This is a genomic window from Planosporangium thailandense (assembly GCF_011947195.1).
In the GTDB taxonomy this organism is placed as follows: Bacteria; Actinomycetota; Actinomycetes; order Mycobacteriales; family Micromonosporaceae; genus Planosporangium; species Planosporangium thailandense.
In genome coordinates, this window is the sequence record NZ_JAATVY010000007.1 from 124,276 (window position 1) to 140,482 (window position 16,207).

Consider the following 16,207-nt stretch of genomic DNA (forward strand, 5'->3'; position numbering starts at 1 on the left):
TACGTAGCCGGGTTGCCATTCGGGTCCGGCTTCCGCGGTGGCGTCGCTCGAATCCCGAGGTCCGTGCTACGCGGCAACGAACTCGCGTCCGGGATCAGGGTTTGCGGCCGACGGCGCCAGCGATGCAGTAGGACACCGGCGGTAGCGGCTTGACGCGGGGGCCGTCCGGCCACCAGTCGGCGCAGATGGTCAGGCCGGGGTCGACCAGCTCCAGACCAGCGAACATGCTTTCGATCTCGGAGCGGGTACGGAAGACACCGGTACCCATCGGGCTGTGGAGGAACGTCTCCTCCATCTTCCTTGCCAGCTCGCTGTGCTCGGCTGTCTCGGGGTCGAGGAAGTGGCTGATCGCCACGTAGGAGCCGGACGGCAGCGCCGCGATGTACTCCCGCATGATCTCGGTGGGGCTGGGCTCGTCGTCGTAGTGGTGCAGGGTGCCGAGCTGGAACAGCGCGATCGGCTGGGAGAAGTCGAGATTCCGGAGGACGATCTCGTCCTCGAGGACCGCGCGCGGTTTGAAGATATCCGCGGCGGTGAGGTGGGTCTGGTCGTTTTCTTCCAGCAGCGCTCTGCCGTGAGCCAGCACCACCGGGTCGTTGTCCACGTAGACGACGCGGGCATCCGGCTGCAGCCGCTGGGCCACCTGATGAGTGTTCTCGGCGGTGGGTAGGCCGGAGCCGCAGTCCAGGAACTGGGTGATTCCGGTCTCGGTCGCGATGAACCGGGTCACCCGAATCAGAAAGTTCCGGTTGTCCCACGCCAACTGGGTCGCCTCGGGCGCGACCCGTTGGACCCGCTGCAGCACTTCACGATCGATTTCGTAATTGTCCTTGCCGTTGAGGAAGGCGTCGTAGACCCGCGCGATGCTCGCTTTGGTCACGTCGATGTAGACGGGCACGCCAACGTCTGAGGAGGAATGGGTGATGCCAGGCATAAGAGGCCTCACTGGGCGCGGGAAGGATGACATCTGTGCATACACCACAAGGCCACATAGCCTAAACACAGGATCCGTAGCTACACCAGAGTGCAATTGACATCTGGCGAAGCCGCGCACGTTCAGCGATCAAGCAACGCGGGCGTCGGCGACCAGTGGTGCGTTGCACCGCAACCCCCCACTTGCAGCACCGCTGTCGAAACGCACAGAAGGAGCGACACGTGAGCTCAATTGATCCGTCCACATCGCCCAGTGATCCAACTGGCGAACGAGTTGGTGGCCCGACCGCACTGCGCATCGTGCTGGGGGCCCAGCTACGCAGGCTGCGCGAACGCGCCGAAATTTCGCGTGCGGACGCCGGATACGGCATCCGCGGTTCGGAGTCGAAGATCAGCAGGCTCGAGCTCGGCCGCGTCAGTTTGAAGGAACGGGACGTCGCTGACCTGCTCACCATGTACGGAGTGTCCGACGAAAATGAACGGACAACGTACCTGGACATGGTCAAACGATCAAACGAACCGGGCTGGTGGCACCGCTTCAGCGATCTGATGCCGGACTGGCTTCAGGACTACGTCGGGTTGGAAGAGGACGCGTCCCGGATCCTGACCTATGAGCTGCAGTTCGTGCCCGGTCTGATGCAGACCGAGGACTATGCCAGGGCGGTGGCCAGTCACGGACGGCCGGAGCTGGCCGGCAAGGACGTCGATCGTCGGGTCGACCTGCGGGTACGACGCCAGAAGGTGCTCGCGCGGCCGGGTGCGCCACGACTGTGGGCGGTGATCGACGAGTCGGTGCTGCACCGCCCGATCGGCGGTCGGGACGTGATGCTCGCCCAACTGGAGCACCTTCTCGAGGTCACCAAGCAGCCGCACGTCACGCTGCAGGTCGTTCCCTACCGGATGAGCGGGTACGCGGCCGAAGGCCCGTTCTCGCTGTTGCGGTTCGCCGCGCCCGAACTGCCCGACCTGGTGTACATCGAGCACCTCGCCGGCGCGCTCTACCTCGACAAGCCCACGGAGGTGGAGATTTACAGCAGGGTGTTCGACCGGTTGACGGTGGACGCTGAGACTCCCAGCAACACCAGGCAGATGCTACTAAAGGTACGAGCCGAGATGATGTAGCGCTCTTCCGTCACCATCTGCACGGGCTCATGCACGTGCATTGACTGTGCACCGCGAACTGCTAGCGTCAGGCGCGGATCACGTGCGTGTGCATGGCCATTCCCGGGGGGAAGGTGGTGTGACGGTGAGAGACGACACCCGAAATCAAGATCCGGTTACCACGCTGACCGGCGTGACGTGGAAGAAGAGCGCTCGCAGCGGTGCGGTGGGGAACTGCGTGGAGCTCGCTCGCCTTGACAACGGAGAGATCGCGGTACGCAACTCGCGTTTTCCCGACGGGCCCACCCTGATCTATACCCGCGCCGAGTTGGCTGCTTTCCTGGCCGGCGCGAAGGACGGGGAGTTCGACGATTTCGTCAGCTGATCCGCCGTGACGGCGGCGGATCAGCCAGGCGTTTCAACAAAGCGGACACCGCCGCGTCCTCGTTTTCCACTGCCCGTGCGCGACGTCGTCGTATCACGTGGACGGATCAACGGCGAACGGTGCTGTGGCCGCGGGTGCTGTGGCCCGGCCGGTGCGCCGGATCCATCAGTACAGCGCGGACGCGGCGGCCGGCGGGACCATGCAGGACAACGTCGGCCCCGCGGCGCGCTGTCCACACCGACCAGGGAGCCCCGATCGGGAAGGAACCCCGACCCATGACCAGCATGAAGGCTTGTCACTACGCACCCCTGGCAGCTCTGGAGACCGAGCCCGTCGGGGCGTACACCGACCCCGGGCTGCGAGAAGAAGCGTTACGGGATGCGCTGCGCGGTATCGACCTGGGCACCTACGACGAGCGGATGATCGACTGGACGGTCCGGCAGTTCGACAACTCGGCCCTGCGCGTGCTCGTGAGCTGGATCGAACGGGCGCGGAGGGCAGCGACGGGCGACGGGCTGGAAGTCGACAGGGTACGCCGGAACCGGGGACGCAACTGGTCCTACTGACCATTCCCGACCGGCAACCGGCTCGGTGGCGAAAGGCGACCCGCTCGCCCACCGCGTGGACGGCAGCGGCGTCGATGAACACTCCGGCTGAACCAGGGGGGGTAGGCCGGTGGACCGGCGTCGCCATGTCGCCGAGGCGCCGACAGCGCCGGTCCACCGGCGTCGAGTCGGTCAGTTACCGTCGCTGTCGGCGTAGCGGCGGGCGGCCGCCAGGGCCGCGCGCACGGTGTCAGCGTCGGCCGGCGCCCCCACTTCCCCGAACGCCGTGCCCGCGACGAAGTAGAGGTTGGCGTACGCGGCGGTGTCGCGCTGGAAACGCCATCCCTCGGCGAGCGGCCCGGCGTCGACCGTGTCGTAGCCGATCTCGTCCAGGAAGGCGGTCACGGTCGCCTTCGCGTCCGCGTCGTCACCGGCGATCGCCAGGGCGCTCCGGTCGGGCGCGCCGGCCGGTCGGGCCAGCGACAGCAGGTGCTTGAAGTAGATGTTGTTGAACCCCTTCACGACCTTGGCCTCCGGCAGATGGCGCTGGAGGAGCTCACTTGTGGTGGTCGACTCGTCGTCCAGCTCGGGGAACCGTCCGTCGCGCTCAGGGTAGTAATTGTTGGTGTCGATGACGACCTTGCCAGCGAGCGGCTCGACGGGAACGCTGCGGTAGGCCTTCAGCGGCACGCTCACGACCACCAGGTCGCCTGCCGCAGCGGCTTCGGCGGGGGTCGCGGCACGGGCGCGGGGCCCCAGCTCGCCGACCAGCGCCCGCAGTGTCTCGGGTCCGCGTGAGTTGCTCAGGACGACGTCGTAGCCGGCCGCGACGGCCAGCCTCGCCACCGTGCCACCGATGTTCCCACTCCCGATCAGTCCAACGGTTGTCATGTCGCTCCCAACCTCCGACGGTCGGCACCGCATTCCCGTCGATGGATGTCCACACACGAATGTGGCCACGCCCACACGACCGTTCGGCTCGTCGTGTTAGCTTTCGGCCGGGTGGACGTGGCGAGGGAAAGGCGGGCACGGCGATGCGGTTCGGACTATTCGGTACGGGTCCCTGGGCGCATCTGACCCACGCGCCGGGCCTGGCCGCGCATCCCGACGTCGAGCTCGTCGGCGTGTGGGGTCGCAACCCGGACAAGGCCGCCGCGCTGGCGGACGAGTACGGGGCGCGGGCCTACCCGACGGTCGACGGCCTGATCGCCGACGTCGACGCGGTCGCCGTGGCCCTGCCGCCCGACGTGCAGGCGCCGATCGCGCTGGCAGCGGCGCGCGCGGGCAGGCACCTGCTGCTCGACAAGCCGGTCGCGTTCACCGAGGCGGAGGCCGACGAGATCGCCGCGGCCGTGGCCGACGGCCACCTCGCCTCGACGGTCTTCTTCACCCGGCGGTTCATTCCGGAGATACAGGAGTTCATCGAGCAGGCCCGCAGGACCGACGGCTGGGTCGAGGCCCGCGTTGACCACGTCGGCTCGATCTACGAGGAGGGCAACCCGTTCGGGGCGTCGCCGTGGCGCCGCGAGAGCGGTGGCCTGTGGGACGTCGGCCCGCACGCGGTCGCGCTGGTGCTCCCGGTACTCGGCCCGGTCGCCGAGGTGACCGCGATGACGGGCCCGCGCGACATGACCCACCTGCTGCTTCGGCACGCGTCGGAGGCGATCAGCACGCTGACCCTCTCGGTCGGCGCGCCGCCGGCCGCCGCCCGGCAGGAGGCCGTCTTCGCCGGCAAGGCGGGCGTCGTCACGGTACCGGTCACGCGGTGGGAACCGGTGGAGCCGTTCGGCCGCATGGTCGACGAGCTGATCGCCGCCGCGGGCGGCGGGCCGCGACCACAGCTCGACGTGCGGTTCGGCGCCGAGGTCACCGCGGTCCTGGCCGCCGCCGAGGAGGCGGCGACGACCGGCCGGACGGTCCGGCTCGCCCGTTGACGCCGGACCCGGGGTGCGGCCCGCTGAACGGGAGAACGCGGCTTGCCGGCGGCCCGGCTCGTCGCGTTTCCGCCGCACCCGCGCACGCCCGTCCGGCCGACGCGGACGCGCGGCAAATATGCAGCCATTACCCGCAGGTTGATCGGGACGCTGCCGATTGAGTAGCCGTGGACTCCACGGCAACTCACGTTGGGCAGCCCCCGGCCGATGGCCGACAGGGGCCGTCCGGCGCACCCACCGTGCCGGGAGTCACGGTACTGGCCGAGCTCGGTCGGGGCGCCCGTAGCGTGGTGTACCGGGTGCACCACAACGGAACCGACCTGGCGATGAAGGTGCTGCACGCGCCTCTCGACGCGGACCGCCGGACGCTCGCCTCGTTCCGCCGGGAGGCGTCCCTGCTGGCGCTGGCCGACCACCCCGGACTTCCGGCCGTACACGACGTCGGCGAGGCGGACGGCCGCCCGTACCTGATCATGGACCTGATCGAAGGCCAGGAGCTCGCCACGGCCCTGCGATCGGGGCCCCTGGCCGAGGAGCGGATCCTCCAGCTGGGCATCGAGGTGGCCGAGGCCCTGGCCGCGGTGCATCGGGTCGGTCTGGTGCACCGCGACGTCAAGCCCCAGAACATCCTGCTCTCCGCGGGCGGTCGGGCCCGACTGATCGACCTCGGCATGGCGACCCGCACCAGCGCCGAGCTCTCGGAGGTGGTCGCGGGCACCCTGGTCTACGCGGCCCCGGAACAGGCCGGCACCCTCAAGCGCCCGGTCGACGCCCGCGCCGACCTGTACTCCCTCGGTGTGGTCCTCTACGAATGCGCGGCCGGCCGGGTGCCCTTCGCCAGCGCTGACGTCGGCGAGCTGCTGCGCCTGCACGCGACCGTGCCGCCACCGGACCTGCGCGCCCTGCGCGGGGACCTGTCAGCCACTCTTGTCCAGATCATCGGCAGGCTGCTGGCGAAGGACCCGGACGACCGGTACGCCACCTGCGCGAGCCTCGTCGCCGACCTGCGGGCGCTCACCGCCGACCGGACCGCGGACCTCCCGCTCGGACGCCTGGACGTCGAGACCACCGGCCGGGTCGAGGCGGACTTCGTGGGCCGCGAGACGGAGCTGGCCGAGCTGCACGGCCGGTGGGAGCGGGTGCTGTCCGGGTCCGGCGCCCTCGCCCTGATCCGCGGCGCGTCGGGAGCCGGCAGGACCCGGCTCACCGGCGAGTTCGCGGCAAGGCTGGACCGGTCCGGGCTGCCGGTGCTGACCGCTGCCTGCGGCCACGCCGCGTCGCCGCTCGCGCCCCTGTCCGGCGCCGTCGAGCGGTATCTCGCGACGGTCGCCCGCCGCGACGCCGACGCGCGCACGGAGACGCTGGGATGGGTACGCTCCGCGGCCGGCGCCGCCGCGCCGTACCTGCGTCGGCTCTCCCCCGCCCTGGCGGAGGTCCTCTCCGACGGCGACGAGACCGTCGACGACCAGCAGGACGGGTACATCCGCGCGGTCGCCGGCTTCCTCGCCGACCTGGCCCGTACCGCCGGTGGCGGCGTGCTCGTCTTCGACGATGCCGAATCGGCCGACAGCGCCACCGTCCGTGTGCTGCACCTGCTGGCGTCCCAGCTCGCCGACGCGCCGCTGCTGCTGGTCGTCACCACCGGCGGCGGAGAGGCGGATCAGCCGGACCTCCTGCCCGCGGGGGCCGTCGACGCCGACCTGACGCTCGGCACGCTCGACCGGGACGCCCTGCACCGGCTGGTCAGCAGCCTCCTGGGGCGGCTGCGGCTGGAGCCGTCACTGGTCGAACGGATCGTCGCCCGCAGCGGCGGTACACCGCTCGGGGTCATCGAGTACGTCGGCGCGGTCCTCGACGCCGGACTCATCCTGCCCCGCTGGGGCACCTGGGTACTGGACGAGGCCGGTCTGAACGATCTCGACCTGCCGACCGACATGCTCGGCCTGCTGCTGCGCCGCGTCGACGAACTCGGCAGCCGGACCCGGGACCTGCTGACGGCGGCGGCCGTCGTAGGCGTCCGGTTCACCCGTGCGCTCGCCTGTTCGGCCGCCCGTCTGTCCGAGGGGGACGGAGCGCTGCTGCTCGACCAGGCCGTCGCCCACGGAGTACTTGACAGGCACGACGGCGGCTACACCTTCGTACACGACCGGATCCGCCGCGCGCTGCTCGACGGGCTGCCCAGCGACCGGCTTCGGGACCTGCACCAGCGGGTCGCCGACGCGATCGACGCCAGCGGCGCGACGGACCCGGCGCAGCGGTACGCCCTGGCCCGTCACCTCACGCAGGGCCACCCCGACCGCGACCGCGCCCGCACCTCCGCCGCCTGCTGGGCCGCCGGGCAGCTGGCGCTGGCCGAGCACGGCGCGGCCGAGGCGGTGGAGTTCCTGGAAGCGGCGATCGCGCACGCCGACGGACAGGCCGGCGCCGAGCTCAGCGCGATGCACGAAGCGCTCGGCGTCGCCCACCACCGCGCGGGCCACCTGGCGCAGGCGCTCGAGACGCTGAGCGTGGCGCTCGACAGCGCCCCGAACGGTATCGACCGGGCCCGCATCCTCGAGCAGCAGGCCAAGCAGCACCTGGCGTACTGGAACACGCACACCGCGGTGGACGAGATCACCCGCGCGATGGCGGAACTGGGTCGGCCCCTGCCGCGCAACCCGGTGTGGCGGGCGCTCACCGCCGCCGCCATGTACGTGGCGGCCATCGTCATCGAGCGCACCGGCATCGGGTTCGGCACCAAGGACCCCGAGAAGCGGGCCTGGTACCGGCAGCGCGCCAACCTGTACGAGACCGGCTTCGACGCCGCGGTACGCGGTCTGCGCTTCGGGCTGGCCGTGGTGTTCAACGCCCGGCGGCGGTACGCGGCGGCCCGGCTCGGCCCGTCACACGAGTACCTGCGGGCCCTGGGCACTGTGGCCGGCATGATCTGGCTGTTCCTGGGGTACCGGGACTCGCGGGGCATGGCCCGGGCCAAGGCCCTGGCGCAGCGGCAGGGCGATCCCGCGGCCGCCGCCTACATCGAGAGTCTGCGCCAGACGGTCATCACCCAGGTCGGTGTGGACCCGGACACCGAGGGGCTGCTGCGCTGGCTGGAAAAGCACGCCGCCTTCACGGAGTTCGTGTACGCCATCGACATCGCCCAGGCGTCGAGCTTCCGGCTGCTGATCCGGGGGCGCGCCGTCGAGGCGGTCGCGGCCACCCAGCGCGCACACGCCCGGCTGGGCGCGGCTGATCTCGCCGCCCACCCCGTCGGCCACGTCGGCGCCGCGTTGGCGGCGGCGCTCGGCCGGCCGGTCGACGCCGCCGCCAGCCTGCACCTGCTCGACGCCGAGGTCGGCGCGTTCCGCGACCCCGCCGGCCGGATCTACCTGCTGAACGCCTGCGCGATCCTGGCTGTGGAGCAGCGCGAGTACGGCGACATCTTCGACCGGGTCGCCGCCGAGCTCGCCGCGCTCAAGATCCGTCACCCGCTCATGGTGATTAACAGCCTGCGCGGCCTCTTCTCGACAATCGCGTACGGCCGGCTCGAGCAGGCCCGCGCCGCCACCGGCGCCGACCGCGCGCCGGCCCTGGCCGCGGCCCGACGCGCGCTCCGCGATCTACGCCAGGTGGCCTGGGGGTCCGGCCCCGGCCCGCAGCTCAAGGCCCACTACCTGGTCGGACGGGCGCACCTGCGGCTGCTGGCGGGCGACCCGAGGGGTGCGCTGGACCGGCTCGCAGCCGCCGATCGCCAGCTCGCCGGCCAGGACGTCCCGCTCGCCGCGTACGAGGGCGCCCGGATCCGGGCCCGTGCGCTGGCCGAACTCGGCCGCACGATCGAGTCCACCGCCGCGGCGGCCACCGCGCTGTCCATCGCGCAGCAGCTCAGCCTGCCGCACCGCGCCGAGTGGGTACGGGCCGAGTTCGGTGTGGACATCGGCACCACGACCGGCACCGGATCCAGCACCCGCTCGATCGTGCTCAGCAGCGTCACCTCGACCGTCAGCGGCACCTCCGGAGCGGAGAGCCGCCGGCTGGCCGCCCTGGAGAAGCTGAGCGTCACCGCCTCGCGGATCCTCGACCCCGACGAGCTGACCCGGGTCGCGCTGGACGAGACGATCCGGATCCTGTCCGCCGAGCGGGCGTACCTCTTCCTCACCGACGGCGACGGGCGGCTGCGGCCGCACCGCGGCCGTGATGCCGCCGGCTCGGACCTCGACGAACTCGCCGACTACGGCTCCACGGTCGTGGAACGGGTACGGCAGAGCCGTGAACCGGTCATCGTCACCGGGACCGACGAGGGCGCGGCGCTGGGCTCGAAAAGCGCCGTCGCGCACGGGCTACGCAGCATCATCGCCGCACCGTTGCTGTTCGACGGCCGCCTGCTCGGCGTCGTCTACCTCGACAGCCGGGTGGCGAAGGGCATGTTCACCCCGTCCGACGCGGGCATCCTCACCGCGATGACCAACCACATCGCCGCCGCTCTGGAGACCGCCCGCGCCGCCCAGCTCGCCGTCGCGGTACGGGCGGCCGAACAGCAGCGCGACGTCGCGGACAAGCTGCGCGACGCGATGCTGGAGCTGAGCAGCTCACTCAACCCCGATGACGTGCTGCACCGGCTGCTGCTGATGTTCAAGCGTCTCCTGCCGAACGACGCATCGTGCCTGATCCGGGTCCGGGACGACGCGCTCGTGGTGACGACCGACGCCGACCCGGGCACCGAGCCGCGGCTGGTGTCCAGCTCGCCGTCCAACCTGGATCCGGTACTGACCGCCGACTCGCCGGCCGCCGGCAACGGGGCTACGGCGCCGGCCGTGTCCCTGGGCTTCGGCGAGGCATCACCGGACACCTCCTGGCTGGCAGTGCCGCTGCACACCCGGGCCGGGTACGTGGGATCGGTGGTGTTGACCGCCGACCGACCCGGCGTCTACGGCCCCACCGAGGTGCAGCTCGCCGCGGCGCTGGCCGGCCAGGCCATGGTCGCCTACGACAACGCGAGACTGTTCTCCCAGGTCGAGCAGATGGCGACGACCGACGCGCTGACCGGGGTGGCCAATCGCCGCCACTTCTTCACCGTCGCCGAACAGGACACGGCACAGGCGCGCGCGGCAGGCACCACCCTGATGGCGGTCATGCTCGACATCGACCACTTCAAGCAGATCAACGACCAGCGCGGCCACCAGGTCGGCGATCAGGTCATCGCGGCCGTCGCCGGGAGGCTGCGGCAGACCCTGCGCGACACGGACCGGCTCGGCCGCTACGGCGGCGAGGAGTTCGCGATCCTCGTGACCGAACCCGTTCGCCCCCTGGCTGAGCGGCTGCGGCTGGCGGTGTCGGACAGCCCGGTCGGCACCGACCACGGTTCCGTACCCGTGACGATCAGCGTCGGCGTCTGCGTGTTCGACGCCGGGCAGCTCACCTTGACCGAGGCGCTCCGCCGGGCCGACGCCGCCCTGTACCGGGCCAAGGACGGCGGGCGTAACCGCGTAGTGATCGACGAGGCCTGACGCCGTCGCCAGATCCGTCGGGAGCCCGCCCTACCGTCCTCCGTCGGCGCGGTCACCCGCCGCTCAGCTCAGCGCGATCAGCGCCCGCCGCACGGTTATGCTCGCAGCTCAAGCATTGGAGGAGAACCGTGTCCGTCGTCGTCACCGCCCTGTTCCATCCCGTCGAAGGACGCACCGCCGAGCTGATCGACGCGCTGCGCGCCAGCATCCCCGCCGTCCATGCGGAGCAGGGCTGCCGGCTCTACGCCATCCACGACGCCGAGGACGGCACCATCACGATGATCGAGAAGTGGGACTCGCGCGAGGACCTCGCCGCGCACGCCGCCGGTCCCGCCGTCAAGGCGCTGGAAGCGGCCGTCGCGAAACTCATCGCGATGCCCACGACCGTGACGATCATGACGCCGCTCCCCGCCGGCACTCCGGAGCAGGGACAGTTGTAGTCGCGCCGGACATCCCGACGGTCACCCTCCCAGTGCCGAAGACGAATACCGTTGTCCACGGTCACCGGTTCGGGGCGGGTGGCATCGACGCGAGAGGATCGTCGGGTGGACGAGCGCGACGGGTGGGAGCACCGGGTGGAGGTGGCGCTGCTCGGTCCGTTACGCGTTCGCCGTGACGGAGCGGCGGTACCGCTGCCCGGCAGCCGACTCCGCGGGCTGCTGGCCCGGCTGGCGCTGACCGCGGGCCGCCCGGTCGACGCCGCAACGCTCGTCGACGCGCTCTGGCCGGAGGTCCGCCCGGCCGACCCGACCAACGCGCTGCAGTCGCTGGTCTCCCGGCTGCGCCGCGCGCTGGGCTCCCCCGACGCGGTCGAGCAGGTGGCCGGCGGCTACCGGTTGACGGTCTCCGGCGACGCCGTCGACCTGGCGCGCTTCGAACGGCTCGTCGGCGACGGTCAGGTCCGGCTGCGGGCCGGCGACCCGGCCGCGGCCTCGGACCTCATCGCCCGGGCCATCGCCCTCTGGCGCGAACCGGTGGCCGCCGAGGTCGCCGCCGTGGCGCCCGCGGCCGCCGTACGGCTCGCCCACCTCCGGGTCGAGGCGGCAGCCGACCTGGCCGAAGCGGACCTGCTCCTGGGCCGCGCCGCCGAGGTCGCCGCGCGGCTGCCGGCCCTGCTGGCCGAGCAGCCCCGGAACGAGCGACTCGCCGGACTGTACATGGACGCTCTCACCGGGCTGGGCCGGCAGGCGGAGGCCCTCGCGGTGTACGAACGCATCCGGCGCGACCTGGCCGAGGAGCTGGGCGCCGATCCGGGTAGCGCGCTGCGCGATCGTCACCTGCGGTTGTTGCGCGCCGAGGCCGGAGCGGCCGGCGACGGCCCCACCCCCGCCGGTACCGACCCGGATCCTGCCGGCGCGCAGCCACCGGGGACGCAGCCACCGGGAAACCTGCCCGCCGCGCTGACCAGCTTCATCGGCCGCGACGACGACCTGGCCCGAATCGAGGCGATCCTGGAGACCGGGCGGCTGGTCACCGTCCTCGGGCCGGGCGGGGCCGGCAAGACCCGGCTGGCGGTGGAAGCCGCGGGGCGGCTGCGCGGCCGCTACCCCGATGGAACCTGGCTGGTCGACCTCGCACCGGTCACCGAGCCGGCGGAGGTCGCCGCCGCGATCGTGTCCGCCCTCGGCGTGCGCGGTACGGCGCTGTTCGAGCAGCGGCGGGGCCTGACCGACGGCCGCAACGTACTGGACGTCCTGGTGGAGCGGCTGGCCCCGCAGGATGTCCTGCTCGTCATCGACAACTGCGAGCACCTCGTCGAGGCGGTCGCGCAGGTGACCACCGCCCTGCTGGTGCGCTGCCCCCGGCTGCGGGTACTGGCGACCAGCCGGGAGCCCCTGGCGACCGACGGCGAGGCGCTCGTGCCGCTGGCGCCGCTGGAGCTGCCGCCTGCCGACGCCGGCCCCGACACCGCGGCGCGCGCCCAGGCCGTACGGCTCTTCGTCGACCGCGCCGCCGCGGTCAGGCCCGGCTTCGCGGTGGACGCGACGACCGTACGCGACGTGGTGCAGATCGTGCGCCGCCTCGACGGGCTGCCACTGGCATTGGAGCTGGCCGCGGCGCGGTTACGTACCTTGCCGCTGGCCGAGCTGGCGGGCGGGCTCTCCGACCGGTTCCGGCTGCTGACCGGTGGCAACCGCACGGCCCTGCCGCGCCACCGCACCCTGCGGGCGGTGATCGCCTGGAGCTGGGATCTGCTCGGCGCCGACGAGCGCGCCCTGGCGGAGCGCGTCTCGGTGTTGCCGGCCGGGGTCACGCCGCGGTCCGCCGCCGCGGTCTGCGCCGGTACCGGCATCGCCGCCGACCGCGTACCGGAGCTGCTCGCCGCCCTGGTCGACCGCTCGCTGCTGCAGCTGGCCGGCGAAGGACCCCGGTACCGGATGCTGGAGACGCTGCGCGAGTACGGTGTCGAGCGGCTGGCCGAGCGCGGTGAGCTGACCGCCGTCCGGGAGCTGGCCGCCCGCCACGTCGCCGCGCTCGTCGCCGAGACCGACCCGCTGCTGCGCACCGCCGACCAGCTACCGGCGCTCCGGTTGCTGCGCGCCGAGTACGACAACGCGCTCGCCGCGCTCCGCCACTTCTGCGATTCCGGCGACGGCCCGGCCGCCGTTTCGCTGGCGCTGAACCTGGGCTGGTACTGGCAGATTCTCGGCTACCACGCCGAAGCGGTGTTCTGGCTGCGGGAGGTGTTGGCGGCGCCCGGCGAGCACGACCCGGTGACGCTGGACTGTGCCCAGGCGTTCCACGTCCTGAACACCTTCGGCGTCGATCCGGCCACGGTGACCGAATCGGCAGACGAACGACGCGACCGGATGCGTCAGCTCGCGGCCCGCCTGGTCGCGCACGAAAAGCTGCCCGACCTCGTCAACGTGCTGGTGTTCGTGCTTCTGCACTTCGCCGGCGACGTCGCCGGTGCCCGCCACAGGGTCGATGTCCTGGTGGCCGGAGACGACCGCTGGCTGTCGGCGCTGGCGCTGCTCTTCCGGGCCCGGCTGGCCGAGAACGACGGCGACGTGGCGCAGGTGCGCCGGGACGTGGATGCGGCGCTCGCCGGGTTCCAGGCGGCGGGCGACCGGTGGGGGCAGGCCACGACGCTGCCGCTGCGGGCGCTGATCCGCCAGTACGACGGAGACCTCGACGGCGCGTTGGCCGATCTGCGTGCCGCGCGCGCCCGGTCGCGGGAGTTCGGCGCCCTCGACGTCGCGGACGAGGTCTTCCTCGAGTTCCGCTGGGCCGACCTGCACATGCGCCGCGGCCAGCCGGAGGAGGCCGATGTCGCGCTCGCCGCCGCCCGAGCCCGGGCCGAGCGCGCGACGTCGCCGGAGATCATGATTCTCGTCGACGCCCTGGAAGCCGGCATGCTGGTCTGGCGCGGTGAGCTCGACCGCGCCGAGCCGCTGCTGCGCCGCGCCGAGCAGCGGGTGGCACCCAACGGGCAGCCGCAGGCCGCCGGTGACCACGGCGTGGCCATCGTCGCTGGCGTGCGGGCCACCTTCGAGGTCGCGCGTGGCGAGCTGACGGCCGCCGAGGCGGCGCTGGCCCGCGCGTACGTCGCCGCCGTGGCAGCCCGGGACATGCCGATCCTCGCGTTGGTCGCGGTGGGCACGGCGGAGCTGGCCGACGCCCGGGGTCGGCACCGCGACGCCGCGCTGCTGCTCGGTGCGGCGACCCGGCTGCGCGGCACCGAGGACCCGACCAGCCCGCAGGTCGCCGAACTCACCCGGCGCAGCGAGGCCGCGCTCGGGCGCGCCGCCTTCGCCGAGGCGTACGCCGCTGGCTGGTCGCTCGACGCCCGGGCCGCGTTGGCCAGGGTCGACCCGGCCCGTGGGCTCGGCCCGGCGCCGGCCGCCGCTCCGGCCGGCGCCACCGGTGTCGAACCCGCGGGCACCGGATCCGCGCTGGGCGGTGACGCGGAGCCGGACGCTCAGGCTCGTCGGGCATAGGCGCGCAGCGCCAGCGGTACGAACACGACCAGGAAACCGGCCATCCACACCAGCGTCCAGAACAGGTGGCCGGCCACCGGGCCACCCACCAGCAGCCCGCGTACCGTGGCCACGAGCGGGGTCATCGGGTTGACCCGGACGAACGCCTGCAGCCAACCCGGCAGCGACGCCGTCGGCACGAAGACGTTGCTGCCGAAGGTCAGCGGCAGGACCAGCAGGAACATGACTCCCTGTACGGCGCCCGAGGTCCGTACCAGCATGCCGACCAGGACCGACAGCCAGCAGAAGCAGAGCCCGAAACCGATCGAGAGGGCGATCGCGGCGACCGCGGCCACCGGCCCGGTGCCGATCCGAAAGCCCATCACCGCACCGAAGCCCAGCATCACCACGCACACCGTCAGGTACCGCACGATGTCGGCGAAGACCGCGCCGACCAGCGGAGCCGACCGGGAGATCGGCAGCGAGCGGAAGCGGTCGAAGACGCCCTTCTCGATGTCGGCGTTGAGGTTCTGCCCGAGCGCGATGCCTCCCATCGCCAGCGACTGGCCGAGCATGCCGGGGAGCAGATACTGCAGGTAGCCGTGCCGGTCACCGCCGCTGATGGCCCCGCCGAAGATGTACGTGAACAGCAGCAGGAAGATCACCGGCTGCAGGGTCACGTCGATCAACGCCTCGGGCGTACGGAGCGTCTTAATCAAACTGCGCCGAGCGAGCGCGGTACTGTGCCGGGCCAGTGCGGTCAGTCGTCCGCCGCGGGGCCGGTCGAGTCGCGGGTTGGCGATGGTCGTGGCGGTCATACCAGCTCCTCGGCGGGTTCGTGGATGTCCTCGTGGGCGGTGCGGGCAGGTGCCCCGGTCAGGGACAGGAAGACCTCGTCGAGGCTGGGCAGGTGCAGGGCCAGCTCGGTGACCTCGATGGAGGCGCGGACCAGGGCGGCGACGAGTTCGGCAAGGGCCGCGTCGCCGGTCACCGGCACGGTGGCGGCACCGGGCCGGGAGCCCGCGGCGGTGTCCAGCGCCGCCGACGTGCCGGGTGCGGCCACGGCGTCCAGCAGCGCGCGCACCTCCGGCAGCCGGGCCGGGTCGGTGGGCCGTACCCGCAGGGTCTGCCCGCCGACCCGGCGCTTGAGCCCGTCCGGGGTGTCGTGGGCGATGACCCGGCCGGCGTCCATCACGACGATCTCGTCGGCCAGGGCGTCGGCCTCCTCCAGGTACTGCGTGGTCAGCAGCACGCTCGCCCCGTCGGCCACCTGGCTGCGCACCACTCCCCACATGTCCTCGCGCTTGGCGGGGTCCAGGCCGGTGGTCGGCTCGTCCAGGAAGATCACCTCCGGATGGCCGACCAGGCTCGCCGCCAGGTCGAGCCGGCGGCGCATCCCACCGGAGTAGGTCTTGGCCGGCCGCCGCGCCGCCTCCGACAGGCCGAACCAGTCCAGCAGTTCCTCGGCGCGTCGACGCGCGTCCCGGCGGGACAGGTCGAGCAGCTGCCCGATGAGGACAAGGTTCTGCAGGCCGGTCAGATCCTCGTCCACCGACGCGTACTGTCCGGTCAGGCCGATGCGTCGCCGCACCCGCTCCGGATGGCGCAGCACGTCGATGCCGGCCACCTGGGCGCGGCCCGAGTCCGGTCGCAGCAGCGTCGCCAGCACCCGTACGGCGGTCGTCTTGCCAGCCCCGTTCGGGCCCAGCACGCCGAGCACCGTGCCGCGGCGGACGGCCAGGTCCACGCCGTCGAGCGCGGGGGTGTGCGCGAACCGTTTGCGCAGCGCCTCCGCGTGTACCACCAGATCATGCATGGTCGTCGTCTCCTCCATCGCGGTCCGGCGTCGGACGCCGGTCCGCGTGCCAGGCTGCGCCGGGACGCTGGCAGGACGCGCACCGGA

Annotated in this window: 11 protein-coding genes; 7 read left to right on the top strand and 4 right to left on the bottom strand. The window is 72.2% G+C overall.

The genetic code is table 11. The annotated features are described in order from the left end of the window. Window positions 1-94: 94 nt before the first annotated feature. Window positions 95-898: an SAM-dependent methyltransferase gene (locus tag HC031_RS13045; protein WP_338090635.1), complete on the bottom strand. Its 804-nt coding sequence runs from the start codon at window positions 896-898 to the stop codon at window positions 95-97. A 266-nt stretch (window positions 899-1,164) separates the two neighbouring features. Here HC031_RS13045 and HC031_RS13050 point away from each other — a divergent pair, with 266 nt between their 5' ends. The 3 genes from HC031_RS13050 (at window position 1,165) to HC031_RS13060 (ending at window position 2,985) form a co-directional block, all read left to right on the top strand. Then, a complete protein-coding gene (locus HC031_RS13050) occupies window positions 1,165-2,055 on the top strand; it encodes a helix-turn-helix domain-containing protein (RefSeq protein WP_338090642.1) in 891 nt (296 codons plus the stop codon). A 124-nt stretch (window positions 2,056-2,179) separates the two neighbouring features. Beyond that, window positions 2,180-2,419, top strand: coding sequence for a DUF397 domain-containing protein (locus HC031_RS13055; protein WP_167925535.1), 240 nt, complete (start codon window positions 2,180-2,182; stop codon window positions 2,417-2,419). A 275-nt stretch (window positions 2,420-2,694) separates the two neighbouring features. Further along, a complete protein-coding gene (locus HC031_RS13060; protein ID WP_167925536.1) occupies window positions 2,695-2,985 on the top strand; it encodes a hypothetical protein in 291 nt (96 codons plus the stop codon). A 171-nt stretch (window positions 2,986-3,156) separates the two neighbouring features. Here HC031_RS13060 and HC031_RS13065 read toward each other — a convergent pair whose 3' ends face one another. After that, window positions 3,157-3,855 (bottom strand): NADPH-dependent F420 reductase, encoded by a 699-nt coding sequence (locus tag HC031_RS13065; RefSeq protein ID WP_167925537.1) that lies wholly within the window; start codon window positions 3,853-3,855, stop codon window positions 3,157-3,159. A 143-nt stretch (window positions 3,856-3,998) separates the two neighbouring features. Between HC031_RS13065 and HC031_RS13070 the strand changes: the two genes are divergently transcribed. The 4 genes from HC031_RS13070 (at window position 3,999) to HC031_RS33885 (ending at window position 14,325) form a co-directional block, all read left to right on the top strand. Next, a complete protein-coding gene (locus tag HC031_RS13070) occupies window positions 3,999-4,898 on the top strand; it encodes a Gfo/Idh/MocA family protein (protein WP_167925538.1) in 900 nt (299 codons plus the stop codon). A gap of 239 nt (window positions 4,899-5,137) precedes the next feature. Further along, window positions 5,138-10,384: a diguanylate cyclase gene (locus HC031_RS13075; RefSeq protein WP_167925539.1), complete on the top strand. Its 5,247-nt coding sequence runs from the start codon at window positions 5,138-5,140 to the stop codon at window positions 10,382-10,384. Between the two features lie 128 nt (window positions 10,385-10,512). After that, window positions 10,513-10,824: an antibiotic biosynthesis monooxygenase gene (locus HC031_RS33880; RefSeq protein ID WP_167925540.1), complete on the top strand. Its 312-nt coding sequence runs from the start codon at window positions 10,513-10,515 to the stop codon at window positions 10,822-10,824. A gap of 105 nt (window positions 10,825-10,929) precedes the next feature. Further along, the gene (locus HC031_RS33885) at window positions 10,930-14,325 is read left to right on the top strand and encodes a BTAD domain-containing putative transcriptional regulator (protein WP_167925541.1); all 3,396 of its coding nucleotides are present in this window, start codon (window positions 10,930-10,932) and stop codon (window positions 14,323-14,325) included. Here the strand turns inward: HC031_RS33885 and HC031_RS13090 are convergent. Together HC031_RS13090 and HC031_RS13095 are read right to left on the bottom strand one after the other, a co-directional pair. Next, the gene (locus tag HC031_RS13090; RefSeq protein WP_167925542.1) at window positions 14,307-15,122 is read right to left on the bottom strand and encodes an ABC transporter permease; all 816 of its coding nucleotides are present in this window, start codon (window positions 15,120-15,122) and stop codon (window positions 14,307-14,309) included. The genes HC031_RS33885 and HC031_RS13090 overlap by 19 nt on opposite strands. Beyond that, complete coding sequence (locus HC031_RS13095; RefSeq protein WP_167925543.1) at window positions 15,119-16,120, bottom strand: ATP-binding cassette domain-containing protein; 1,002 nt, start codon at window positions 16,118-16,120, stop codon at window positions 15,119-15,121. The genes HC031_RS13090 and HC031_RS13095 overlap by 4 nt, the downstream gene beginning before the upstream one ends. Between the last annotated feature and the right edge of the window lie 87 nt (window positions 16,121-16,207).

What these genes read in the sequence shown, in the direction of transcription:
- HC031_RS13060 (WP_167925536.1), top strand. Translation starts at nt 2,695, where the DNA reads ATGACCAGCATGAAGGCTTGTCACTACGCACCCCTGGCAGCTCTGGAG.
- HC031_RS13065 (WP_167925537.1), bottom strand. Translation starts at nt 3,855, where the DNA reads ATGACAACCGTTGGACTGATCGGGAGTGGGAACATCGGTGGCACGGTG.
- HC031_RS13070 (WP_167925538.1), top strand. Translation starts at nt 3,999, where the DNA reads ATGCGGTTCGGACTATTCGGTACGGGTCCCTGGGCGCATCTGACCCAC.
- HC031_RS13090 (WP_167925542.1), bottom strand. Translation starts at nt 15,122, where the DNA reads ATGACCGCCACGACCATCGCCAACCCGCGACTCGACCGGCCCCGCGGC.
- HC031_RS13095 (WP_167925543.1), bottom strand. Translation starts at nt 16,120, where the DNA reads ATGCATGATCTGGTGGTACACGCGGAGGCGCTGCGCAAACGGTTCGCG.